The 23745-nt window shown below is 49.9% G+C and carries 24 protein-coding genes; 4 read left to right on the top strand and 20 right to left on the bottom strand.

Going from position 1 to position 23745, the window contains the following annotated elements:
* Positions 1–675: 675 nt before the first annotated feature.
* Positions 676–1347 (top strand): hypothetical protein, encoded by a 672-nt coding sequence (locus L4C36_RS18125; RefSeq protein WP_428479210.1) that lies wholly within the window; start codon positions 676–678, stop codon positions 1345–1347.
* Between the two features lie 603 nt (positions 1348–1950).
* Here the strand turns inward: L4C36_RS18125 and L4C36_RS18120 are convergent.
* From L4C36_RS18120 to L4C36_RS18030, 19 genes are all read right to left on the bottom strand, one after another.
* On the bottom strand, positions 1951–2142 hold the full coding sequence (locus L4C36_RS18120) for a YwbE family protein (RefSeq protein WP_428479209.1): 192 nt from the start codon (positions 2140–2142) through the stop codon (positions 1951–1953).
* A 75-nt stretch (positions 2143–2217) separates the two neighbouring features.
* Positions 2218–3507: a DEAD/DEAH box helicase gene (locus L4C36_RS18115; RefSeq protein ID WP_428479208.1), complete on the bottom strand. Its 1290-nt coding sequence runs from the start codon at positions 3505–3507 to the stop codon at positions 2218–2220.
* A 196-nt stretch (positions 3508–3703) separates the two neighbouring features.
* Positions 3704–4936: a beta-ketoacyl-ACP synthase gene (locus L4C36_RS18110; protein ID WP_428479207.1), complete on the bottom strand. Its 1233-nt coding sequence runs from the start codon at positions 4934–4936 to the stop codon at positions 3704–3706.
* Positions 4933–5658 (bottom strand): 3-ketoacyl-ACP reductase FabG2, encoded by a 726-nt coding sequence (locus tag L4C36_RS18105; RefSeq protein WP_428479206.1) that lies wholly within the window; start codon positions 5656–5658, stop codon positions 4933–4935. The genes L4C36_RS18110 and L4C36_RS18105 overlap by 4 nt, the downstream gene beginning before the upstream one ends.
* Positions 5655–6119, bottom strand: a complete 465-nt coding sequence (locus L4C36_RS18100) for a hotdog family protein (protein WP_428479205.1) — start codon at positions 6117–6119, stop codon at positions 5655–5657. The genes L4C36_RS18105 and L4C36_RS18100 overlap by 4 nt, the downstream gene beginning before the upstream one ends.
* Positions 6112–7368 carry a beta-ketoacyl-[acyl-carrier-protein] synthase family protein gene (locus L4C36_RS18095; RefSeq protein ID WP_428479204.1) on the bottom strand — a complete coding sequence of 419 codons (1257 nt, stop codon included), beginning with the start codon at positions 7366–7368 and terminating at the stop codon, positions 6112–6114. The genes L4C36_RS18100 and L4C36_RS18095 overlap by 8 nt, the downstream gene beginning before the upstream one ends.
* 16 nt (positions 7369–7384) lie before the next feature.
* Entirely contained in the window at positions 7385–8068 is a 684-nt protein-coding gene (locus tag L4C36_RS18090) for a DUF3261 domain-containing protein (protein ID WP_428479203.1), read from the bottom strand.
* Positions 8046–10457, bottom strand: a complete 2412-nt coding sequence (locus L4C36_RS18085) for an MMPL family transporter (protein WP_428479202.1) — start codon at positions 10455–10457, stop codon at positions 8046–8048. Before L4C36_RS18085 ends, L4C36_RS18090 begins: the two co-directional genes overlap by 23 nt.
* Entirely contained in the window at positions 10441–11202 is a 762-nt protein-coding gene (locus L4C36_RS18080; RefSeq protein WP_428479201.1) for an outer membrane lipoprotein carrier protein LolA, read from the bottom strand. Before L4C36_RS18080 ends, L4C36_RS18085 begins: the two co-directional genes overlap by 17 nt.
* On the bottom strand, positions 11189–11626 hold the full coding sequence (locus L4C36_RS18075) for an acyl-CoA thioesterase (protein WP_428479200.1): 438 nt from the start codon (positions 11624–11626) through the stop codon (positions 11189–11191). Before L4C36_RS18075 ends, L4C36_RS18080 begins: the two co-directional genes overlap by 14 nt.
* A gap of 33 nt (positions 11627–11659) precedes the next feature.
* Positions 11660–13204, bottom strand: coding sequence for an HAL/PAL/TAL family ammonia-lyase (locus L4C36_RS18070; RefSeq protein WP_428479212.1), 1545 nt, complete (start codon positions 13202–13204; stop codon positions 11660–11662).
* 13 nt (positions 13205–13217) lie between these two features.
* Positions 13218–14924 carry a glycosyltransferase family 2 protein gene (locus L4C36_RS18065; protein WP_428479199.1) on the bottom strand — a complete coding sequence of 569 codons (1707 nt, stop codon included), beginning with the start codon at positions 14922–14924 and terminating at the stop codon, positions 13218–13220.
* The gene (locus tag L4C36_RS18060) at positions 14921–15292 is read right to left on the bottom strand and encodes an ApeI family dehydratase (protein ID WP_428479198.1); all 372 of its coding nucleotides are present in this window, start codon (positions 15290–15292) and stop codon (positions 14921–14923) included. The genes L4C36_RS18065 and L4C36_RS18060 overlap by 4 nt, the downstream gene beginning before the upstream one ends.
* A gap of 25 nt (positions 15293–15317) precedes the next feature.
* Positions 15318–16790 carry an AMP-binding protein gene (locus L4C36_RS18055; protein WP_428479197.1) on the bottom strand — a complete coding sequence of 491 codons (1473 nt, stop codon included), beginning with the start codon at positions 16788–16790 and terminating at the stop codon, positions 15318–15320.
* Between the two features lie 98 nt (positions 16791–16888).
* Entirely contained in the window at positions 16889–17467 is a 579-nt protein-coding gene (locus L4C36_RS18050) for a COG4648 family protein (protein ID WP_428479196.1), read from the bottom strand.
* A complete protein-coding gene (locus L4C36_RS18045) occupies positions 17467–17718 on the bottom strand; it encodes an acyl carrier protein (RefSeq protein ID WP_428479195.1) in 252 nt (83 codons plus the stop codon). Before L4C36_RS18045 ends, L4C36_RS18050 begins: the two co-directional genes overlap by 1 nt.
* Positions 17719–17733: 15 nt before the next feature.
* Positions 17734–17991, bottom strand: a complete 258-nt coding sequence (locus tag L4C36_RS18040) for a phosphopantetheine-binding protein (protein ID WP_428479194.1) — start codon at positions 17989–17991, stop codon at positions 17734–17736.
* Positions 17992–18029: 38 nt separating this feature from the next.
* On the bottom strand, positions 18030–18809 hold the full coding sequence (locus L4C36_RS18035; protein WP_428479211.1) for a lysophospholipid acyltransferase family protein: 780 nt from the start codon (positions 18807–18809) through the stop codon (positions 18030–18032).
* Complete coding sequence (locus tag L4C36_RS18030) at positions 18809–19543, bottom strand: beta-ketoacyl synthase chain length factor (protein ID WP_428479193.1); 735 nt, start codon at positions 19541–19543, stop codon at positions 18809–18811. Before L4C36_RS18030 ends, L4C36_RS18035 begins: the two co-directional genes overlap by 1 nt.
* Positions 19544–20324: 781 nt before the next feature.
* Between L4C36_RS18030 and L4C36_RS18025 the strand changes: the two genes are divergently transcribed.
* The 3 genes from L4C36_RS18025 (at position 20325) to L4C36_RS18015 (ending at position 22677) form a co-directional block, all read left to right on the top strand.
* Positions 20325–21392, top strand: a complete 1068-nt coding sequence (locus L4C36_RS18025; RefSeq protein WP_428479192.1) for a methyltransferase — start codon at positions 20325–20327, stop codon at positions 21390–21392.
* A gap of 252 nt (positions 21393–21644) precedes the next feature.
* On the top strand, positions 21645–22298 hold the full coding sequence (locus tag L4C36_RS18020) for a winged helix-turn-helix domain-containing protein (protein WP_428479191.1): 654 nt from the start codon (positions 21645–21647) through the stop codon (positions 22296–22298).
* Positions 22264–22677, top strand: coding sequence for a hypothetical protein (locus L4C36_RS18015; protein ID WP_428479190.1), 414 nt, complete (start codon positions 22264–22266; stop codon positions 22675–22677). The genes L4C36_RS18020 and L4C36_RS18015 overlap by 35 nt, the downstream gene beginning before the upstream one ends.
* A gap of 172 nt (positions 22678–22849) precedes the next feature.
* Here L4C36_RS18015 and L4C36_RS18010 read toward each other — a convergent pair whose 3' ends face one another.
* Positions 22850–23710, bottom strand: a complete 861-nt coding sequence (locus L4C36_RS18010) for an alpha/beta hydrolase (protein WP_428479189.1) — start codon at positions 23708–23710, stop codon at positions 22850–22852.
* Positions 23711–23745: the final 35 nt, after the last annotated feature.

Below are 23745 nucleotides of genomic sequence, written 5' to 3'. Positions count from 1 at the left end.
CCAGAACGTTGGTCAAAGAATATTAGGAACTGCCAGCCTATCGGGGCAGTACACTTAAATCCCGAAAGAGAAGCAGCGTAATAATTGACCAACTAGTGACAACTACCTTGAAAAACACCGGTTTTGTTGTTTTTCATTAAGACTTACACWCTAAAATAACAAACAAGTTGTTATTAAAAATATGATTTATTTTGCTTATTTTTAATTAAAACATCTAAACCAACCTCCTTGCGCCTACTTTTTGCACTTATTAGGTATTTTTAACACAACTAAACATTGTTAACTCTAAAATTAATTTATAACTTTTAATAACTTAATTATTATTGAGAAATTAATTTCGTTTTGGATTCCATTATAAAAAATTAAAAAAGTGGATTTCCACTTAATACAAACGTCAATTACTTGGCTATTTCTTCTATCTTGATGGATTAACAAGTCAACACAACATTCTTAAAGCTGGAGCATACGAAGCTGAGAACCGTCTTCGATACGATTGGGATATTAATTACAACATTTCAGTTGGTGATATAGAGGGACTTCACTTTACTCGACAGACCTACCGAAAGGGTCGACGATTAATTTTCTACCAAGTAAACCTATGTTTCAAGGACTGAGGCGGTTTTAGTTAGCGTCCGTGCTGGGTGCTAACCCAAACCAATATAGAGAATTACTTTAATGAAAAAAATTTTATTGCCTGCACTTGCTTTGGCTATGTCTGGTTGTGCTTCGGTTGATGCACCTGCGATCTCTAATGCGACCATTATCTGGTTGAATGGCGAAGGCACAAGAGAACGCATCTTCATCACTCCGAGTATGGACACTGTAACGTCGGTTCTAGACGGTGAAGTATTCGTATTGAAGAAATCAAAAGAGGATGTATTGCTAAACGGCTGTATCCGCTACAACTTTGACTCAATGGCTCACAGAATTGCAGGCTTATACGCAGAACTTTGCGGAAATGAAGTTACGGGGTACCTGCCAAACGACAAGGCTTTCCTGACTGGCATCTTAGAGATTGATCCTGAGTACCGAAACATTCTAACTACATCTAATCTGCAAGAAGTTAAACGCATTCGTAACGAGAATAACGTTAAACAAAAACAGCAAGAAGCTGTAGAGGCGGCTTTGATTGCGGAGCGTGAACGTGAAATCGCAGAAGAGCAGGCAGTTATTAAAGCAAAAAAAGCAGAGTTAGCCGCTTGGAAGTTAGAGCAAGAGAAACGCCGTATCGAGGCCGAGACTCGTGCTCTTGAAGACGAAAGCGATATGACAAAGAGCCGTATTGATGCAGAGAACAAAGCTATTATCAGTATCGGCAAAGGCTACGAGAACCACGGCGTTAACTAATCAATCAAAGCAGGAACTGAAATTAAATAAATAATCCTGCAGGCTTAATCGCAACAGCATAGCCAAGGCGATATTAGTACCTGCTGCATTGATTACGAGCTAACGTTTAGCTGTGAAGACTTCAAAGAAGGTGTGGAATGGAAGCCGTACCTGATAGCGAAAACCGCTACTCAAAGAATAAAGCAATTCGAAGCGTATGTACGAAGTCGCGGTGTTGGCCATGCTCATCATCACCAACTAGAGGACGGATGGCTACTACGTGAGCGTTGTGGCTTAGATGAAATCTATTTGTTCGGTACCGAAGCGAATATGATCGAAGACCTATTCAAACCCTAATAAAATGATAAACAAAGCAGACTAAACAAAAGGATTTATCTACACGGTTATCAGTGATGTGGAAGTCGAATCGAGAAGTATTCTGTAAAATCACCGTTGATTACCTCAAGGCATTCCTTGTTAGCTTGGAAAAAGTAAACCAAAATATTCGTTTTTGTCTTTTTAGTGCTCAGGGACCAAGCACAGTGGACAAATCTCTGATGATGCATTGCTAATGCGAAAGGCAGGGCATGATGACGCAAAAGCGGAAAAAGAATGAAGCGGGATTCAGCCAATCACTTTCACACGGCCAACCGCGCCGCTTTCTAAGCGCACTTTAATGCCGTGCGGGTGGTTCGGCGAGTTCGTAAGCAAGTCTTTCACGATACCCGCCGTCAGCGTGCCGCTGCGTTGGTGTTCTTTCAGTACGATTTTTACTTCCAATCCCGGGTGAATATTGGCGCGTTGTGTTCCGCTCATGGTATTGCCTTCTTGTTTGATCGCGAGTGACGTTACCCAGTCACGTTAACGGACTGGGTAACGTAAACGAAGATATTAGTGCTTCAACCAGATGTCTGATTTATTCTGCATTGGCTTCTTACGCTTTTTCTTGCCGGTACCGGCCGGTTTTGCCATTGGCTTGCTAGCCGCTAGCATCTTTTCGGTCACAGTTTCATCCAGCTCAAAGCCTTTCACTTGCTCGCGTTCAAGACGGATTTTGTTCTTCTTCTCGATCACGGTGAAGTGGTGGAAATCTTCATAATCAATCAACGACAGCGCAAGGCCCACTTCACCCGCACGGCCGCTTCGGCCAATACGGTGGATGTAGTCTGACGGGCTACGTGGTAGATCAAAGTTGATTACCACTGGCAGCTTTTCGATATCCAAACCACGCGCCGCGATGTCGGTAGCAATCAGCACGTCAATTTCACCGGATTTAAACGCGTCAAGAATACGAGTACGGTAGCCCTGCCCTTTATCACCGTGGAAGACTTCCGCTTCAATGCCGCGCTTGAACAGTTTGTCAGCCAAGTGCTCACAGTTGTTTTTGGCATTCACAAACACCAGCGCTTGGCGCCATTGGTGCTCTTTAATCAAATGCGCAAGTACGGCGGTTTTTTCGCCTTTGTTCACGTTAAACACACGCTGTACCACCGTGCTGGCGTCGTCACTTTGTAGCTGTACTTCGATTGGATCATTCAGCAGCTCTTGCGTTAGCGCCTGCACTTCTTCCGGGAATGTCGCAGAGAACAATAGCGTTTGCTTTTGTTTCGGCAATTGCCCAAGCAGTTCAGACAGCTCTTCGGTAAAGCCAAGGCTTAGCATGCGGTCAGCTTCATCCAGCACCAAGGTTTTTACCTTGTCCAGCTTGATGGCATTGCTTGAGATAAGATCCAACAAACGACCAGGAGTGGCGACCAGAATATCGGCACCGCCACGTAGTGCCAGCATTTGTGTATTGGCAGACACACCACCAAACACACAAACGGTTTTAATCGCACCGTTAAAGTGCACGGCATAAGACTTAACGCTGTCAGCCACCTGCTTCGCCAACTCACGCGTTGGCACCAAAATCAGCCCTGACACATAGTTGCCTTTATTGCTGTTCGGTTTCTCTGTCTGCTTTTGCGTAAACAGATCCTGCAACATTGGCAAAGCAAAGGCCGCCGTTTTACCAGAACCGGTATTGGCACCCGCGATAACATCGCGCCCCGCTAAAACACTTGGGATCACTTGCGCTTGAATCGGCGTAGGCTGTTGGTATTCCAGCTCTGTCAGGCGGGCTAACAAAGGCTGAATAAGGGCAAGTTCCGTAAAGGTGGTTGGCGTTGTGGCTGTAGTCATGGAGAAATAAAGGCTCTAGCTAAAATAATGGCGTGCATCTTAGCGTATTTAGCCCTTCGACACCTTATTTTATCGAAAACGATGATGATATAACCGAAGCGGTGAAGCGAGGAATTAACGTAAAACAGGGAAATGATGCTTGGCACCGCGTATTACGGTACCAAGCATGCGCGTGTATCACACAGCGTAAAAAGCCTTAGCTTTCCCAGCGCTTGAAGATGATAGAGGTGTTAATGCCACCAAACGCGAAGTTGTTGCTCATCATGTAACGGCAATCGATCTCACGGCCAGTGCCTTGAATGTAATCCAAGTTACCACAACGGATATCAATAGCGTCTAGGTTCAGCGTGGGGTTAAACCACCCTGCATGCATCATTTCTAAGCCCAGCCATGCTTCAATTGCGCCACAGGCACCCAGTGTGTGGCCAAAGTAGCTTTTCAGGGAACTGATCGGCGCGTTGTCACCAAAGATGTTCGCGGTGGCATTGGTTTCTGCAATGTCGCCTTTCTCTGTTGCGGTACCGTGCGCTGAAATGAAATCAATGACATCCGGTGTTAGGTCCGCATTTTGCAGCGCCATTTCCATACACAGCTGCATGGTTTCCATGGTCGGTTGCGTCACATGGGTCGCATCGCAGTTGCTGGCAAAGCCAACGATTTCAGCGTAAATCGTCGCACCACGGGCCACGGCATGTTCATACTCTTCCAGTACCAACGTTGCGGCGCCTTCGCCAATCACCAAACCATCACGGTCGGTATCAAACGGGCGGGGGGTAGACTTCGGCGCCTCGTTTTTCAAACTGGTGGCAAAAAGGGTATCAAACACCGCCGATTCCGTTGGGCACAACTCTTCCGCGCCCCCCGCGACCATGACGGTTTGGTAACCGTGCTTGATGGCTTCGTAGGCATAACCGATGGCCTGACTACCGGAAGTACATGCGCTGCTGGTCGGGATCACGCGGCCACGTAAACCAAAAAACAAACCCACGTTCACGGCAGTAGTGTGCGGCATCATTTGCACATAGGTCGTGGCGGTGATGGCTTTGGTATCTTTCTCATTGAGCATGACACCAAAAGCACCAATCGCTGGTGTACTGCCGGTTGATGAACCATAAGCAATACCGGTTTGGCCGTTGGTTAACACATCACAATCAATCAGGCCGCTTTGCTGTAAGGCTTGCTCACTGGCCAAGGTGGACAGTTTGGACACGCGCCCCATCCCGCGCACTTTTTTACGGGTGTAGTGAGACGGCAAGGTGAAACCATCAATCGGCGCGGCCAACTTAGTATTCAGGCCGTTGTATTGCTCGTAACTTTCCATGTACACGGTGGCGTTTTCACACGCGCGTAATTTCGGTTCAATGGCTTGCCAATCGTTACCGAACGCGGTGACGCCAGACATGCCTGTTACTACGACACGACGATTCATACTAAACCTCCATTTACCGAAATCACCTGACGGGTGACATAAGCGGCAATATCTGACATCAAATAACTCACCAGACCCGCAACTTCTTCTGGCTCACCCATACGGCGCAATGGCACTTGCGGCAACGCATGCTCTTTTACGTGTTCATCCACCATACCGGTATCAATCAACCCTGGCGCCACACAGTTCACGGTGATGTTGCGCTTGGCCAGTTCCAGTGCCAATGACTTGGTGGCACCAATCACTCCGGCTTTGGCGGCGCTGTAGTTGGTTTGACCACGGTTACCGGTAATGCCCGATACCGACGCCAAGGTGACAATGCGGCCGCCTTTGCGTAGACGCACCATCGGCATGACACACGGATGCAGCACGTTATAGAAACTGTCGAGATTGGTGTGGATCACCCCATCCCACTCGGCCTCTGTCATCGCGGGGAAGGCCGTATCACGGGTAATACCGGCATTGCTCACCACGCCGTAATAGGCACCGTGGGCTTCAATATCCTGCTCCAGTTGCTCGCGACATTGTGCGCGATCACTGATATCAAACTGGAGTAAACGGCCTGTACCACCAGCGTGTTCAATCTCTGCCAACGTGGCTTCGGCCCCCGCGCGATCACTCATGTAATGCACAACGAGACTAAACCCATCTTTAGCAAGCTGAATCGCAATGGCGCGACCAATCCCCTTACTTGCGCCCGTAACCAATACGTGTCGAGTCATGATGGATTCCTATTTAACATGTGATCTAATTTTTCTGGTGACGGTACAAACACATTGAGCTGGCTAGTGGCCAGCACCTGTCCTTGCTGTTCAATGCGACAAGCAAAAACGGCCATACCGTTGTTTTCTAGCACTTGCTCGGCATAAATATCGAGCACGCTGTGTTCTGGGAAAGCGGCACACGCGGTTTGATAGCGGCGACTGCCCAATAAAAAGCCCACCGGTGATACCTCACCTCGGCACCATGCGTGATACCCCGACCAACCGCCGATGGTCTGTGCCATTAATTCAATGCCGACATAACCCGGCAGTTCACGGCGTTCGGCATCAAAAAACAGGCCGCCTTCATGGACGGTAACCTGACAATGCACCGCGAATGCACTCACCTCGACCAATGTATCCACCAATACCATGGGCATGTCATGGGGCAAAAGATCTGAAAGAGGGGGAATATTAGTCATGGGAATATCCAAATATAAGGCTGATATTGTTGCCGCCAAAGGCAAACGAATTACTCAACACGGCGGATGTTGTCAACGGTGTTTCGGCGGTAACCAAACGGATCGGCGCGAGGCTATCACTGATTTGGCCGTCGTTCACTTGCACGGGTAACGGCAACTGATAACGCAATACGTGCCAACAAATGGCCGCTTCCACCGCACTGGCGGCGCCTAGTGTATGCCCGGTCAGGGGTTTCGTCGAGCTTACTGGGGTTTGACTGCCGAACACACGATGAATGGCTTTGGCTTCCATTTCATCATTCAGCGGCGTCGCCGTACCGTGCGCATTGATGTAACCAATGTCCTGCGCCGTTAAACCGGCGTCATCCAATGCCTTACGCATGGCCGCTTCTGCCCCGTTACCTTCCGGATGCGGCGCAGAAATATGGTGCGCATCAGAGCTGTCGCCCGCACCCAGCAACGCAATGGCCGGTATTGCGTCACTGTTTTCACTGTCACGGTCATTGACATCCAAAGACAACAACATGAACGCAGCCGCCTCACCGATATTTATGCCATCACGGTTAGCACTGAACGGATTACACAACCGGTGGGAAATAGCATCTAAGCCATTAAAGCCATTCAGAGTGAGTCGGCACAAGGAATCGGCTCCGCCCACGATCACCGCATCGACGATACCGGCTTTCAGTAACCGCTTCGCCGATAAAAATACGCGACCACTGGATGAACACGCGGTGGAAATGGTATACACCGGTCCATCGAGGCGAAACAGATCTGCCACGAACTCGCCAAGGTTGGCCACTTCTTGTTGCTGATAATGAAAATCTGCCGGCAGTTCACCGTGCGCGATGTGTTCACTCAGCGCCGTTTCACCGTCGGCAATGCCCGAGGTACTGGTGCCCACAATCACCGCGATACGATCACGGCCGTATTTTTCAATGGCCTGCTCAATCACTGGCGTAATGGATTGCAACGCCGACAACGCCAAGCGGTTATTGCGGGTGCCATAACGGATCGCCGCCAAATGCGTCGGTAGTTCAGGTAACGCCGCCGTGACTTTACCTACCACGGTATCGGCGCCGTTATTCAGCCAGCCTGACACCGCTTGCATGTCTGGCGAATACCCTTGTGCAAGCCGCTGATGAATGGTGGTTGGCTCTGCGCCTAACGCGGAATGAAAACTGCAGCCGTGGATATACACGGGTGTCACCGCTTGCAAAGGTGTCGATTCTGTAACGGTCAGCGTCATATTTCTTCTTCTCTCTTTACTGCTGCGGTGATTGACGGTGATTCAAAGTGTTAATCGTGATGACATAACCCAGCTGGCGATGGGTAAACACGATCTCGCCATCGAGTGGCGACGACGCTGCATAGTGAATATCCACCACAACGTTACCGTGATTATCCAGCAATTGTCGCTGATGCGGGTGCTCAATTAGCTGCCACCCTACCGCGGCTAACGGTGCCTGCCAGGCCTCTACCGGCCACAAGGTCAGCATCAGGTTCAGCAGCACTTGCTCTGGCTTAGGCAGAACATTGCCCAGCCCTGGCAACACATCGGTGGATAACGCGTGATCCTGATAGGTCAGGCTCAGTATGCGCGCGCCCCACGATGAAAATCCGGCCAGTACCAATTTGTCTGGCGTGACTTCCAATTGCACGGGCAATTGGTTTTGTTGATCACCCCAACGCGCCGTGATCAACTGGGTCGCCGTCAAGCTTTCCCCGAGCGCGGCGGGGGTCGGTAACGTCACGTTCACGTTCGGTGCTAACGCCACTTGGTTGATCATGCCTGACGGCTGGCCTGCCGTTGCCGGATCACTCGCCGCGGTATTCACCGTGGCATCTGCTGACGCCGCGTCGGTTTCATCACGATGTGCACACCCACTGAGGGTGATGAACAACAAGACCGCACACGCAAGTCGTTTACGATGGCAAACAAACGTCATCTTGTTTCCTTTTTTCTGTGGCGTGTTTTTCTGCTGTTTGAGGCAACGACAGCGGTGCCAGTAACCACGCGGTCAAAATACCAGTTAGCACCGTGATACCAAAACTGTGAATGGCCTGCGTTTCACTCAACGCCAACAAACCAAATGACAATAATGTGGTTAACGCCGACAGCGTGATCGCCAATAAGGTGCTGTTAGCTCGCGCTGATTTTGCCATGCCTTGTTCAGCAAAAAACAGGGTGTAATCAATGCCGATCCCTAAAATCAGGAACAAGCCTAACAAATTAAATAGATTCAATGGCGTGCCGGTAAAACCGGTGATACCCAAGCCAACAAAACAGGCAATCACAGGCGGCGCAATCACGCGCAGTGCCCGAACCCAGCCATAACGTCCGACAAGAATGAGATAAATCACGCCCATGGCCGCCAGCAACAGTTCGCTGATCCGCACGCGGTATTCGGCAAAAATCGCCGACACTTCTTGAGGCTTGTCTAAATACGTGACGCCCTGTTCAGACGCCGCATACGCTTGCAATGCGCTCGCATCATGAATGCCTTTTAACATCACGACTGAAGCCGGGTGGCCTTCGATATTACCCAGCCACAAAAAACGCAATGGCGCGGAAGCCGGCGACGCTAAAAACGCATCCGGCGTTAACGGGACAAAAGCGGCGTCTAACGCAATAGCCTGCTTCAGTTGCAATTGCGCCGAAAGGCGCGCGCCTTCCTGCTGATACAACCGCTCGACCTCATCGTAGTTATCGGCCTGTGTCTGCGCAGACGGCAGATACGTGTGCAGGCTTTGATAACCGCTTAATGCCCCTTGCTGAACAAATTGCGTTAATTGGCGATCAACGACACCCAGCTGTTCCAACAAGGCTTGCTCGGTGGCGGCTTGCACCAACAACATTTGTTGGCCGCCTTGCAGGCCAGTAATGGCTTTAATGGTTTCTTCTTGCTGTTTCAAGTCAGCCGGTAACGCTTGTAACTGGCGAATGTCATCGTCATAACTGGCACGAAATAATCCCACCAGCGCCACGACGATACACAGTAACGGCAAGCCGCAACGCACACTCGGTTTCGCCCAATAAGCAAGCCACGCCGTCATGGCACCCACCCACGGCAAGGCCACCACTTTGCCCGGTCGAGCAGCCAACACGGGATACCAACACATCACGGTGGCATACGCTGCGGCTAACCCAACGGCTGAAAACAGAGATAACTGCTGCAAACCGGGAAACGGCGCAATCATCATGCACAAGTAACCGATCAGGCTCATCAATAAACCCAGCGATACCGCGACCACAATGTGCTGCACCCCTTCGCGAACATGCCACTGTTTTCCGGCAGCAAGGCGATCAGTCAAAAAGTGCAGGGCATAATCGATAGACACGCCGATCAAACTGGCGCCAAACACCAAGCTGAACAGGTGGACTTTGCCGAACACGAGCACCGTCGCCACAAACGCTGTTAACAACCCACAACCGATGGACAGCAATGCCAACCCTAATGGCAACGCGCTGCGATACACCAGCAACAATAAGGCGATCACACCCAACAGCGAGCCAACGCCAATGGTGCTGATCTCCCCTTTCGCGCTGTTCGTGCCATGCGCGGCATAGAAAATCACGCCGGTATGCAGCACGCTCACCCCGTATTCGTGGCGCAGCGTCTCTTCCACCTTGGCTAACGCGGGCAACCTGTCATGCATTGTCATGCTGTATGCCGATTCAGCCAGATCCGCCGAGATCAACACATAGGTTTTGCCTTGGTACGGCGCCGTCAGGTAGCCCTGTTGCAGGGTGACGGCGGCATTGCCCGCAGTCAGGTGTGACATAAACTCACGGAATAGCAGGAAGGGATCAGCGGCTAGTTCTTGCCCTGTCACCCCAGAAAACGGGTTGTACACCGCTTGAATCACCTGCTGCACCTGCGCAGCTGGGTTTGTTTGTAATCGCACTTGCTGCTCGGGCGTTAAAAACTGTGCCCGATGTGGAAAATACAGCTTCCCCCACGCTTGCTGCTGAGACTGGCTGATCTTACCGCTGATTTCACCCAACAAGCCCAAGGTCGATAGCTGCTGTGTGAACGCATCCGCCGCCGTGAACAAACGGGCAGGATCGTCACTGCCGACCACGAACACCACTTTGTTGCTCATGCTGGACGCGACCTGATCAAACGCCGCCTGTGCCGCGGGATCTTGTCGGTTCTCTGGCAGCAACGCCAAGATGTTGGTATCAATCGGTACCGGCTGTCGACCCAGCAATTGCGTCGCCAACACCCCCAATACCGTCAACATCACCAATAGCCAAGCGAGCGCGCGCTGTTTAACGCGTCGTTGCGCGCGGTCGGGATGGGATGGCGTTACGGGTTTAAAGTTGGAAAGCACGTTGTTCTTCTTTCGTTAGTGTCGTGGCTGTCTTACCTGACGTTGCGCTAACAGCACGCTGGTGACTAAATTGGATTTCAGTAACGTCACCGCGTTTCTCCGTCAACACAAGCTGATCAATGAATTGACCACCCGACAAGCGGATATGTTGGAACACCGCGTTCAGTGGTGCTGCCGTCGGTGTTAACGTCAATGCCCACTGCGCGCCCGCTGACTCACCCGATTCAGGCGATGCCGGCTGCGTCAGTGACACGGTGAATTGTTCTGTTAACTGCTGAGTATCGCCTTTAAACAACGACAAAAACAGGTGGCTGAAATAGAACACCATCGGGTTGTCTTTGGCGGCAATCACCTGCGCCGGACTGTCGCCGAATTGCTGGCTCAGTTTGTCTTGGGTTAATACCAGTGACACCGGAAACGGCACGGTTTGTTGCCACAACAAACCGTGGTCTTGCGCCAACAAGAAGTGCCCAGATGACTGCAATGGCGCACTGAACATGGCCATATGGCGGGTTTGAGTGAAGTCGCCACGCACCACGGTTTGTGCTGCGAGCTGCTGTTGCAAATCGGCCAAGGTGAACGCCGAGTGCTGAGCCTGCGCGTTCGCTTGATCGTGTTTTCCACCTTGCGTGTCAGCGTGTGTGCCAACTTGGGCATACGCAGACCCACTCAAGCCACACACAACTAAACATAAACCCACCAGCAATCGCTGGTGCAGGATGACAAACACATTACGCTTGTTCATGAGCCAACCACGTATTCATTTTATCCATCAGCACTTTTGGCGAGGCGAAGCACATTTCACCACTTTCAATCCCCACCGCCACTTGCATGGTGTAGCCTTTCGTCATGCGCGCACCGGTTTGGGCATCGAAAATCACGTAGTCCACTTTCAAGCGGTTTTCCCATTCGGTTAATGTCGCCACCACGCGAATTTCATGGTTAAACGGAATGGGTTTGATGTATTTCACGCGGGTATCAATGATCGGCCACACATACCCAGACGCTTGCATCTCGCGGTAGTTGTAACTCAATTTATCCATCAATACACGGCGGGCTTCTTCAAAGAAACGAAAGTAATTACCGTGATACACCACGCCCATCGGATCTGCATCTTGAAACGCGGTCATCATGGTCACTTCTGCACGTAATACCGGCTGATTGCTCATTGTTGCGTTTTCCTATTTTGTTCTGTTAACGGCTTAATACAGCGCCCAGTGTTGCTGCTGAATACGCTCAATGAAATGGCGCAAATCGTGCTCTAACGGGCGATCTTCTTCCACAAAGCTAAATTCACTCAATACCGTTTCATGCATGGTTTTCAGCGCCAGACTCAAGTGCTGATCGTTCAACTCGTTACGGCGCAGGCGAATTTCCAATGCCTGCGTCGCCGCCAATAACGAGGCCGCTGTCACTTGTTCAGTCAACTGCAACACACGCAAGCAATCGCGCGACGCAATGGTACCCATGCTAACTTTGTCTTGGTTATGGCATTCGGTAGAACGTGAAAACACGCTCGCGGGCATGGTGTTTTTCAACGCTTCGGCTGTCCACGCAGAAATACCGATTTGCACCGCTTTAAAGCCGTGGTTAATCGGCTTGCGCTCACCTTCTGCACCGGTCAGGTTAAACGGCAACCCGTTATTGAATTTGTAATCCATCAACTGCGCCATCTGGCGATCCAGCAGATCGGCGATATTCGCCACCGCGGTTTTCAGGGTATCCATCGCCATGGCAATGTGGCCGCCGTAGAAATGGCCACCGTGCAACACGCGTTCGTTATCTCCATCAATGATCGGGTTATCATTCGCACTGTTCAGTTCGTTTTCAATCATTTGACGCAACCACGGCAGGCTGTCTTGCAATACGCCAATCACGTGTGGCGCACAACGCAACGAATAACGGTCTTGCAGGCGATCACTGTTACGCGGTGGGCGGGCCGCTTGCAAATCAGAACGTAGCCACGCGGCAATGTTCTGTTGACCCGGATGCGGCTTCACCGCGAACAAGGCTTCGTCGAAATGGAAGTCATTGCCTTGCATCGCGACCGACACCATCGCCGTGATACGTGTAGACAGCTGCGCCAAATACTCGGCGCGTTTGTACGCTAAACAGGCCAAGGCCGTCATCACTGAGGTGCCGTTCATTAACGCTAAGCCTTCTTTTGGCTTGAGCGTGATCGGCGCAATATTCAGCTCGGCAAATACATCGCGAGTTTCGCGGATCTGGCCTTTATAAATCACGTCGCGCTCACCAATCAAGGCCGCCGCTAAGTACGATAGCGGCGTTAAATCACCACTGGCACCGACAGAACCTTCTTGCGGAATACGCGGGGCAATATCGTGATTGATCAAGGTGACGATCTGATTCAGCAATTCATGTGAAACACCCGATACCCCTTGTGACAACGAGCATAAACGGGTCGCTAACACGGCGCGTGCTTGCTCATGGCTTAAATTTTCACCTAAACCACAGCCGTGGAAGCGGGTCAGGTGTAACGGCAGTTCGTCCACCAAATGCGGCGGGATAGCCACTGTGCACGAGTCACCGTAGCCGGTTGTCACGCCATAAATCACGCCTTCTTCTTTCAGCAAACGCTCAAGAAAAGCGACACCGCGGTCGATTTTTGCACGGTATTCCATGCTGTCGTTCATTGCCGCCGAGGCGCCATTCGCCACCGCAACAACGTCTTCAATGGTCAGGCGATCAACGCCAAAGGTTACGCTGTCTTTGTTCATCTTGGTCATGTCCGGGTGCTGATTATGATGCATTATCTTTTCCACTTAACTGCCAGAAAGGAAAGAAGTTATACCATTGCAGTGGTGCTTTTAACGTGTAAGCTTCTAACCGCGTAGCATATTGGCTGACAACAGCCTGAAGGGCCTGCTCTCGCTGCCCCCGAGGTAACTGAATCTGTTCGTTAAATAACTCGAAGTGCACATCGAAATGCGGCGTATCACCGCTGTCATTGCGTAAACCAAATAAGGTATAAACCGGGGCTTTTAACACGGCTGCCAGCATGAAGGGGCCTTGCGGGAACGGCGCAGGTTTGCCGAGAAAGCCCGCCCATATCACGCGCTGTTCATGCGTGACCGAGGTACGATCACCCACGATCACCACCCACTCCCCTTGATCGAGTTTTTGTCGCAACAAAATGGCGGTTTCGGGACCGACGTTGTTCACTTGGATCACATTAAGGGCCGAATCGGGATTCACGGCCTGCATGACGGCATTAAAGCGTTCGGCATGCTCGGTAAACACCAAGGCGTTAATTTTCACATTGTCGTAGCCACGGCTCAGGGCACGGCACAATTCCAAATTGCCCAAATGAGAACCTAAGATCACAATCCCCTGCTTATTTGCGGTGATCTGATCAAAATGATCCTGCCCGTGCACGGTGATGTGATCAAACGAGAAATCCCCCTGCCATGCCGCTAATTTGTCGAGCATCGTATGCCCAAACGACAGCATGTGCTGATAGCTATTGAGGTGTCCGTCACACTCTTCGGGGATAGTCATGTCTTGCGCGGCAGCATAACGGCGCAAGGTCGCCAAGTAGTCTTCAGAGGCGGCGCGGGCGCGATGCCCCGTGCGGTGGTAATACGCCATGACCCCTTTCAGCAACACATTGAACACGCGACGTCCCAGCAAGCGGTAAACCAGTAGTAGGGTTTTAATACCCAAGACGGTGCCGCGTTCTGCATGGGAGGACCAATGGCGTGACTTAGCCGCCGTCGCGCGGCGTTTTAATAAACGCGGAATACGCGGCAACATGCCAAAAAACAGACGGGTGTGCATGGCACTGATTTTGATGTTGTCCCACAGTGCATCAAAGTGGGAAATGCCGCCTTCCGGATACACGACCTTGGTATCGACAAAACGCACATCGCACCCATCCCAGTACATGCGCACCATGATTTCGGTGTCGAAATCCATACGCTGGCCGACACGGTTACGTTCGAGCACCTTGATGGTCGGGCCTATCGGATACGAACGAAAGCCGCACATACTGTCTTTAATCTGCATTGACAGGGTTTCAATCCATACCCATACATGCGTGACATAACGCCCGTAAAGACGCGACTTCGGTACCGAATCATCGTAAATCGGTTGGCCGGAAACCAACGCGGTCAAATGCTGTTGTGACGTGGCAATGAGTGTGGGTAGTGCGGAGACATCGTGCTGACCGTCGGCATCGATTTGAATGGCATGGCTAAAACATTGCGCAAACGCCTGATATAAACCGGCAATCACCGCCCCGCCCTTGCCCTGATTCTGTGGCAAGGTCACAACAGTCACGTGCGCACGTTGTGCCTGCTCGGCCAAGATCTGCTTGGTCGCTGCATCACTGCCATCATCCACGATGATCACCGGATAGGGGTAACGCGCTAAGGCGTCCAGCACCGCGGGCACCGTCGCACCGTGGTTATAACAGGGGATCAAAAAACAGGGGCGAAAGGTGCTCATTGCGCCTCACTCAATGTGATACGCCCAGAGGCATGCGTATGCTCTACCTCGCCCTCTTGGGAGGTATAACAAAAGCGCAAGCTGTGTTTTTCTGGCGACCATGTCAAGGTCAGCACCACGTGGCTGTTTGGCAAGATCGGCTGTTGAAATTTCAGCGCATCCATACCGGCAAACTCACCGGTTAATGACAGGCAGGTGCGACCGTAGTGCACCGCCCATTCAATTTGTGTCACACCCGGTAACAAGGGGTAGTCGGTAAAATGACCTTGGAAATCGGTAATGTCCGCCGTCACGTGCAACGTGAGGACAGCATGGTGTGCATTCACTTGTTGAGCCAGTATCGTTGGCTTTCGTTTCGTCTCGGTCATTTTTAATTCGTTCACTTTTCTCGTATTAAAAGAGCGTTTCCAAGTCTCTCACAAGCCGTTTTCCTTGGCTATTAAGCGGTATATCGTCCACCACCCGATAACGACGAGGAATGCCAACCGGCTCTAGCCAGCGGCGTAGTGCTTGGCGCAAAGCAAGCCAAAAAGCCCCTTTACCGAGCGTTTCCAACTCCGCTTCGCCATCAGCCGTTAACGTCAGTACGGCGCCCAGGCTAACGCGGCGGGGGTCTTCAAGCACCAAGACGGCCACTTCTTTCACCCAAGGTAACGCACACAATCGCGCTTCGACTTCGGTTAAGGAAATCCGTTTTTCTTCAATTTTGACAATGCGATCCACACGGCCAAGCAAAAGAAATTGACGGTGATCCAGTAGCTGGCATTGATCACTGGTTTGATACCACTGCGCAGCATCAACAAACGGTGACCGGATCCGCAAGCAACCTTCCGCATTCAACACCACATCGATAACATCAAACACCTGCCACGGCGTTTGCGGATCATGTTGCTGGCGAAATGCGATACCGCCGGTTTCCGTACTGCCAAAGACCTCAATGGGCCACTGAGTAAACAGCGTATGGCTGTTCTGAGCCGCCTCATGGCTTAATGGCCCGCCTGAAGAATACACAGCGCGATATGGGTTAGCGGATGATGCATCCGTTAAGCGTTTCAATAACGCGGGGCTGGTCACCAAGGTAGTATCGCTATCAGCATGGGCGATCACTTGCTCGGGATACACAAGATCATGGCGAGCAAAAGCGCGTCCAGCGCACAGTGGCCATAAAATGCGGAACAACAAACCATAAATGTGTTGATGAGACACGGTGCTGGCAATACGTGAGCCTGCGATTACCGTCCCCCATGTGCGTTCATGGTGCTGTACTTCTTCGGCCAGATCCGCCAGCGTTTTTTCAATCGCTTTAGGTACCCCGCTCGAGCCTGAGGTAAATAACGTCAGTCGGCAGTCAGCGAGCGCCAAGGTGGTGAACGCATACGTGTTGGCTGAGATGCTTGATTCGGCCAAGTATGCCGGCTCACGCTCTGCCGAAACACGCCACTGTGGACACGTTAACCCATCATAGTGCGCACGATCGTGCAAGATCGCATCGAAATGTTCGGCCAATGCAAGTAACGCATCCGGTTGATGGTTACCCGGTAAAATGAGGTGTTTACCTGCGTGAGTCGCAGCCATGAATGCCACCGCAAATTGGTAGCTGTCATCAAAACACAGTGCCCATTTCTGGGCAGGGTGCGATTGTAAGGCCACCGTCAGGCGTTGAACATCAGTGTGCCATGTTGCCCATGTGACGATTGTTTTCGCATGAGCCGCATGATCTGACTGCTCATGAAATGATTGAGCATGATACGCGACGAGAAACGCGTCAGAGCGCGACGAAGCCATCAGCACATCTAAACTGAGAAATGGCGTGGCCATTGATTCAGACAACGTCGATAAAGGGGTCATCACTGGAGAATTATTCATTTGTTCATCACGCTATTCTTATCGAGCGATTGTCATCGAGCTACGTTCATCACGCCCTGTTCATACGTTGGTTAACGTGTGGGGCATTACGTCAGCGGTTACTCAACCACGGATTCTGCCACCTGTTTCTTGAGTACACGTTGGCGCACCAGCCATTCCCCCGCCAACAAACTGCCCGCCAATAAATAGCTGATCAACCCGTTGTAAAGCGTCCACACCGACAAAGGCATGAAACAGGTCGTTAAGGCGACCGCCCCATTCAACACAAAAAAGCCACACCACACGCGTGTCACTTTGCGTGTGTAGCGCACGCCACTCTCCGGCAAATTCGGATCTTGCAGCCGAGCGAAACGCTCAATCATGGTCTGCGATTGCCACAAGCTGGCACCAAACAGCCCAAGCATTAAACCGTTCACGATCACGGGATAATACAGTAACCAGCCATGTTCACGGAACACACTGCCCAAGACGGCCAATGTGATCCCTGCACCACCACTCAAATACGCGATGTATTTTAATTCACGTAAACGGGCTTGGTGGCCAGCTAACACACGGATCAAAAACAGAACCCCCAGTACGCCAGCCACCGGCCCCATGCCCCATTCGCTGATCCCGAAGTACACCGCGAAGGGGTACCCCAGTAACGCAATGGCTGACAGTGCGGTAAAAAATCGCATTACTGCAGCAGGGCTGCCACAGCATCGACCACGTCTTGCACGGTACGTACTGATTTAAATTCTTCTGGCTTGATTTTTTTGCCGGTCACATTTTGCAGATGCACCACCAAGTCCACCGCATCAATGCTGTCCAGATCCAAGTCTTGGTACAGGGTCGCCTCAGGGGTAATGTCGGCCGCGTCCAATTCAAACAGTTCAACCAAGGCGTTTTGTACTTGCTCAAAAACGTCGTTACGGTTCACATCAGTCATCAATTACGTCCTCAATTAAGCGCGGTTAGCAGCAATGAAATCAGCCAAGTTTGCAACTGACGCAAAGTATTGACGAGTATTCGTATCATCGGCATCAATGGCAATGTTGTACTGCTTTTTAATCGCCAAACCCAGTTCAAGGGCATCGATAGAATCTAAGCCTAAACCGTCACCAAACAACGGAGCTTGCGCCTCAATGTCTGCCGGGGTGATGTCTTCAAGATTCAATGCCTCGATGATGAGTACTTTTAGTTCGTTATGTAATGATTCCACGCTAACCTTCTTTATTACGTTATGTGTTACTTGTTCTGTTATGGGAAAAGCGCCGTCGCCAAATGGCGGTTAAGCTGCCTTGCCGCTGTCGTGGGTGAATCTGAATGTGCAAGAAAATCCGTAATCGCAATTTTTTCTTTCACTTCCACCCGAAAAATGGGTTTACGATCAGGCACCTGATACCACTTTGCCTGCTTCGTTAAAAAATCGGGGCTCACGGTGATGTGTACCACGCGTAAGTCCGTTTGGGTGCGCACGGCAATCTGGGCCGCCCCTCGTTGCAATGAGGGTTGCTCGCCAGGCGTTGTGCGGGTGCCTTCTGGAAACACCAACAGGACGTTACCTTTTTCTAGTCGTTCACCACAGGCATCCAATAAACGCTCAGGATCCACATTGGGGATATATCCTGCCGCTTTCACAATGCCGCGCATGAATGGATTATGCCAAATGGCCGCTTTCACCAAGCAATCACATTGCGGTAAGCATGAGCCAATCAGCACATAATCAATCAAACTCGGGTGGTTAGCGACAATCAGGCAACGGCGATCGTATTGCAATAGCTCCACGCCCACAAATTCATATTCAATTGCGCCAAAAAAGCGCATCGTACGGCAAAAAAACGCAAACGCGCGTTGAATGATGGCCTGTACGCGTAATTCTCGGCGCTCTCGCCCTTTCATGGTGCCCGTCAACAACGGGAAGATCACAAACGTCAGGCACAGTGCACCTAAACCAAAAATGCTAAAGCACAGCCCTGTCGCCAACACACGCCACGCTTTATTGGCACGTTGACACACAGTGAGCGTCGTTGGGGTCATCACGCTTTGATATTCCAATGCCAATGATGGCGATGCCCGTTGATTGACCAAGCTGGCGCTTGCTGCGCTAATTGCGCAATAACGGCCAACGTTTGTAACGGTTCAAGGGCAACCATGGAGGCAGCAGAAGGGGCTCGTTGCCAACGCAAGGTACACTGCTCCCCTTGGGTGATCACCATGCCAAGCGCAAAACCTTGGTGCGGCTGTGGTTCGTAGATGTCATAAGGGACGGGTAACGGTTCGTCAAAATCCACCACCAAGACACGGTGCGTTGGGTGCTCAGCTAAATACGCGGCAGCGTCAATCAGTGCGGCATGCAACGAGTGCTCACCCGCGGCAATCGAGGTGACAGGAATGGCAAGTTTGGTGGCAATCGTTAACAGACCGGCAGCAGTATTATGTACTGATTGCGAGAACGCGATGGGGGAAGCATCATCACCGCGCAGCACATCTTGCAATAATGTGACCGTACGGTGCAGTTCGCCATGACGGCTAGAGAAAACGATAAAATCAACCGAGTGAGATTGCACCAACGTCATGGCGGTTTGGATGGCTAACTTGCTAAGCAGGCTCATTCGACGGCGCATCATGGCAGGAATATCCCCCACCGCAACCGGTGCAGGATCGGTTGGCCATGCTTTACCGTTCGCTGCCCACGCAGCCCAATCACTTTGGTTCGCCATCCCAGGTGACAATGCGTGCCAATCTGCAATATCAAAACGTACTTTATTCATCGGGGCTATTTACCTGTTACCTGCTTGTAGCTGTGTGTTCGCGATCGGTTAGACCTATGCGGTTGCCCATCCTAGCAACCAACTAGGATAATATTTATTGACCCTTTTGGGTATAGCTAGGGAGGCGATCCTTAAGGATTTTATTCAAACGGTCATTTATTCAATCACTAAAACAAACTGACTGTATAAAACGCCATCAAATAATTCCCTTTTCAATCAACTTTGCTAAAGAAATATAGGGGTAGCGTTCACCCCCCCTTTTTTACCATATAAGCATACATGCATATTCTTTATTATCCTTGCTTTTAGGGATCGACCATTTGTCGCTAAGGCATGGGCTTTTATTTCATGGATTTAATGGTCTACCGCTCTGCTTTCGCTCGCACTCAAAACAATGCCAACGGATACGCACAAGGCATATTCCCACGCTACACCATACGTATTAAATAACATTCCTGCACATTACTCATATCCATATGGGTAAGCACAATGAATACGAACGATGACCGAGCGTCTTTCCAACGAACGGGGTTGTAAAATGACGTAACATTCCTTTATCACATTACGAATAAATGTTAATTAATATGTTGCTCATATCGATTACGTATATTTTATCTCTACACGCCTGTTCTTTCTGTGCATTTACCACACGGTCCAGTAATTTACGGCATTTTCATCACAAGCACTTGAAAGCCTAGGACCGTTTATTCAAAATACCCCCTCAGATCTAAACGCTTTGGATCATGAATGAATATTACCTTTTAAGTAGTTGGAACGCTTTGTGACTTCATATCAACAAGATCCATTCAATGCCTTGCAAGCCAAAACGGAAGCTCAAAAGTTAGCGTTTGCCCCTATCGTCTTTCATACCGCACGCACGCTGCGTGACCTCGGCATCCTGGCCACCCTTGATGGCGCAGGAAAAAATGGATTAGATGCCCCGACGATTGCCCGTCAAACAGGCGTGTCGGAATACGGCGTTAAAGTCTTGTTGGACATGGCATTAAGTGCGCACATTGTGACATGGAATAAACCCAATTATGTCCTGGCTAACTTGGGGTACTTCTTGGCGAACGATGGCATGACCCGCGCGAATCTCGATTTCACGGCCGACGTGTGTTACGCCGCCATGATGCATTTAACCGAAGCGATCCAAGAAGGGACGCCCGCCGGTTTGAAAGAATTGGGTGACTGGCCGACCATCTATGAAGGCTTGTCTCGCTTGCCTGAAAAAGCCAAAGAGAGCTGGTTCAATTTTGACCACTTCTACTCAGACCGCTCTTTCCCTGTGCTGCTGGAGCGTGTATTTGCGGCCAAACCTAAACGTTTGTTTGATATTGGTGGTAACACCGGTAAATGGGCGCTGCAATGCTGCAATTATGACCAAGATGTGAATGTCACCATCATTGATTTGCCACAGCAAATTGAAATGGCGTTAGCCAATGCAAAACAAGCTGGATTCGCTGAACGGATTCACGGTTATCCCGTCAATATGCTTGATAAATCACAAGCGCTCCCTTCGGGTGCCGATATTTGGTGGATGAGCCAGTTTTTGGATTGTTTCTCGCCAATGGAGATTTTGAGCATTTTGCGTCGTGTACGCGCAGCCATGTCGGATGACGCGACTGTGTATATTCTTGAACTCTTCTGGGATGCCCAGCGCTATGATGCGGCGGCTTATAGCCTGAACGCAACATCGCTTTACTTCACCTGCTTGGCCAACGGCAACAGCCGTTTCTACCGCAGTGAAGACTTCTTAGAGTTGGTGGAAGAAGCAGGCTTTACCGTGGCTTCGCGTACCGATGACATTGGTTTAGGCCACACACTGCTTGAGCTAAAAGCGGGCTAATTCCTTCCTGAAATATCTACACGTGCCGCCGTCATCACTCCCTGTATGACGGCATTTTTATTATTTTTTATCGTCATGATGGCGGCAGAACAACGCCCCCCGAAAGCGCATGAATGGAAAAATCATTACATGGTGGATAATTAATTCATATTGAAAATTGTAAGCATTGTAAAATGCAACACACTTCACATTTTAGGATTGATCACGTATAATGCGGACTCTTTTTATCCCTATTAACCATGTAGATCATTCATGCACGAAGAACATAACAACTTAATTGTAGGTGCTTTTTCATGGAATGTGGACACGAGGAATTTACAGCGAATCACTGATACCGCATCCTCTGACCAAAAGCAATCAGTGATGCTAACACCCAAGCAATATCAATTATTACGTTGTTTGGTCGATGCCTTCCCTCAAACATTACAAAAAGAACACATTATTGAAAAAGTATGGGGGACAAAACATATTTCAGCTGAAAGCTTACCTCAACTCATCAATAGAACAAGGCAAGTGCTTGAAGATAATGAAAAACAAATTCTTGTTAATGTTCCAGGCGTCGGTTATTCCCTTCAATTTAAAGTTACGCCTGTTACGGATAAAAAAACAGATGACATAGAAAATTTAAAAAAAGTACAAAAAGTACAAATAAATCAGCCATTAAATAAGCGTAAAATCCTTATCGAACGCCTATCAATACTATTTATTGTCTTTCTAACTGCACTGTCCATATGGAATATGAAAGAATTTATCCTGGCTGTGCATTACAAGCAGGTTATGCAAGAGATTCAGCATGCGAAGCCCTACCCAGATAGACAACCTATTGACGAGACAAAAATTTCAATCACCATTGATAACCATAAGTGTATTTATGACAACGCTAAATTCTTACTTAAATGCCAATAAATTCACCATTATTATCGTTTTACTCATGCTAAATGGTGGGCTTTTCTTTGCCGCTAAACACACCCGTACTGCATTCTTTGGTCAAGTTGAAGCCCTTGAGTACACTTGGATGACTTATACTGATCAGTATAAAAACCAATTAGTCACTAAAAATACATTTGCCCGATTAAATAACTCAGCGGATACACATGCAAAAAGTATTAATTTTGACTATACCTTCACCCGTACGAATGATAATGGATACGTAGCAGAAGGTGACAGCCAATCTGTACCTATTCGTCACAATCACGTATATTACCTTGACGATATCTGCAGTGTTGTATTTAGTGGGCCGTCAGAACGCACCTTAAGAAATACGTCTCTACGCTGTCAGCATTAATATTGCCATCCGCTCTTCACCTTGGAAATCAATAAGAATGGGATATGTATAAGGGTGGTTTATTTTACAAACCATCCTTGAATACTACGACCAGCCTCCACTAAAGATCACCAAATCGTCAGCTTGGGTGTTATCTAACTCCCTCGTTAGACGTATCTACTGATTGTTGACATCACTGTCGTTTCGCTAAATTCATGCCTAGCACCCCATTGGATTCGGGCGTGGATTGGGCTAACCAGTCAACGACCCGTTGCTGAACCTCAGGAAATGCGCCGGTCATCGCCCTTGCATGACGGCAGCCTTCCAAACGCCAAAACGTTTTATCCCCTTCCAATTCTGCGTATAAATCCTCACCGGCGGTAATAGGCACCACCTCATCGTCCTCACAATGTAATACTAATGCGTTCGTTTTCGGGACATTCGCCATCGCTACATCCGCAGCATAGTCATCCCGCATGACCAGTGACGCTACCCATGCATACATGTTACCCAGTACATGCTGACGAAGCGTAAATGCAGCCGTTTCTATATAACTGGTGAACGACGAATCGATAATGATACCGGCTACCTCGGCCGGGTGATCCGCCCATGCGCGTAAAAACACATTGCCCCCAGTTGATGTCGCGACCACAAACACTGGCAGCCCCATACTGTCTTGTAATGTCTCACTGTACGCGAGCATTGACATCGCATCATGATATAAGGCTTCATCTGTGGGTTGCCCTGATGAATGACCAAATCCAGAATAGTCAAACACCAAGACGTGATAACCGTGCTCAACCAACCAATTCACTTTTTCCTGCGTCGCTTCCATATGGCCACTGTTTCCGTGAAAGTGCACCACAATGCCTTTCGGTGTATCAACGGCACTCGGCAACCACAAATAGGCCAACGCATTGCCGGAAGAGGAAGGTAGCCAGCGGATATCATCATTCATGTGTGCGGCAGTTGATGGGTAATAAAACAGTTGATTCGCACACCCTTGTAACAACAACGCATGAAGTATCACCAGTGAAATAATGACACTCTTCATCTTGCCTCTCCTGATTATCTGCCTATAGTCATTAA

It is taken from the genome of Photobacterium japonica, assembly GCF_050337005.1.
Classification (GTDB): Bacteria; Pseudomonadota; Gammaproteobacteria; order Enterobacterales; family Vibrionaceae; genus Photobacterium; species Photobacterium japonica.
Note: the sequence above shows the minus strand (reverse complement) of the source record. Positions and strands in the feature narration are given on the sequence as shown.

What these genes read in the sequence shown, in the direction of transcription:
- L4C36_RS18125 (WP_428479210.1), top strand. Translation starts at nt 676, where the DNA reads ATGAAAAAAATTTTATTGCCTGCACTTGCTTTGGCTATGTCTGGTTGT.
- L4C36_RS18120 (WP_428479209.1), bottom strand. Translation starts at nt 2,142, where the DNA reads ATGAGCGGAACACAACGCGCCAATATTCACCCGGGATTGGAAGTAAAA.
- L4C36_RS18115 (WP_428479208.1), bottom strand. Translation starts at nt 3,507, where the DNA reads ATGACTACAGCCACAACGCCAACCACCTTTACGGAACTTGCCCTTATT.
- L4C36_RS18110 (WP_428479207.1), bottom strand. Translation starts at nt 4,936, where the DNA reads ATGAATCGTCGTGTCGTAGTAACAGGCATGTCTGGCGTCACCGCGTTC.
- L4C36_RS18105 (WP_428479206.1), bottom strand. Translation starts at nt 5,658, where the DNA reads ATGACTCGACACGTATTGGTTACGGGCGCAAGTAAGGGGATTGGTCGC.
- L4C36_RS18100 (WP_428479205.1), bottom strand. Translation starts at nt 6,119, where the DNA reads ATGACTAATATTCCCCCTCTTTCAGATCTTTTGCCCCATGACATGCCC.
- L4C36_RS18095 (WP_428479204.1), bottom strand. Translation starts at nt 7,368, where the DNA reads ATGACGCTGACCGTTACAGAATCGACACCTTTGCAAGCGGTGACACCC.
- L4C36_RS18090 (WP_428479203.1), bottom strand. Translation starts at nt 8,068, where the DNA reads ATGACGTTTGTTTGCCATCGTAAACGACTTGCGTGTGCGGTCTTGTTG.
- L4C36_RS18080 (WP_428479201.1), bottom strand. Translation starts at nt 11,202, where the DNA reads ATGAACAAGCGTAATGTGTTTGTCATCCTGCACCAGCGATTGCTGGTG.
- L4C36_RS18075 (WP_428479200.1), bottom strand. Translation starts at nt 11,626, where the DNA reads ATGAGCAATCAGCCGGTATTACGTGCAGAAGTGACCATGATGACCGCG.
- L4C36_RS18070 (WP_428479212.1), bottom strand. Translation starts at nt 13,204, where the DNA reads ATGACCAAGATGAACAAAGACAGCGTAACCTTTGGCGTTGATCGCCTG.
- L4C36_RS18065 (WP_428479199.1), bottom strand. Translation starts at nt 14,924, where the DNA reads ATGAGCACCTTTCGCCCCTGTTTTTTGATCCCCTGTTATAACCACGGT.
- L4C36_RS18060 (WP_428479198.1), bottom strand. Translation starts at nt 15,292, where the DNA reads ATGACCGAGACGAAACGAAAGCCAACGATACTGGCTCAACAAGTGAAT.
- L4C36_RS18055 (WP_428479197.1), bottom strand. Translation starts at nt 16,790, where the DNA reads ATGAATAATTCTCCAGTGATGACCCCTTTATCGACGTTGTCTGAATCA.
- L4C36_RS18050 (WP_428479196.1), bottom strand. Translation starts at nt 17,467, where the DNA reads ATGCGATTTTTTACCGCACTGTCAGCCATTGCGTTACTGGGGTACCCC.
- L4C36_RS18045 (WP_428479195.1), bottom strand. Translation starts at nt 17,718, where the DNA reads ATGACTGATGTGAACCGTAACGACGTTTTTGAGCAAGTACAAAACGCC.
- L4C36_RS18035 (WP_428479211.1), bottom strand. Translation starts at nt 18,809, where the DNA reads ATGACCCCAACGACGCTCACTGTGTGTCAACGTGCCAATAAAGCGTGG.
- L4C36_RS18030 (WP_428479193.1), bottom strand. Translation starts at nt 19,543, where the DNA reads ATGAATAAAGTACGTTTTGATATTGCAGATTGGCACGCATTGTCACCT.
- L4C36_RS18020 (WP_428479191.1), top strand. Translation starts at nt 21,645, where the DNA reads ATGCACGAAGAACATAACAACTTAATTGTAGGTGCTTTTTCATGGAAT.
- L4C36_RS18015 (WP_428479190.1), top strand. Translation starts at nt 22,264, where the DNA reads ATGACAACGCTAAATTCTTACTTAAATGCCAATAAATTCACCATTATT.
- L4C36_RS18010 (WP_428479189.1), bottom strand. Translation starts at nt 23,710, where the DNA reads ATGAAGAGTGTCATTATTTCACTGGTGATACTTCATGCGTTGTTGTTA.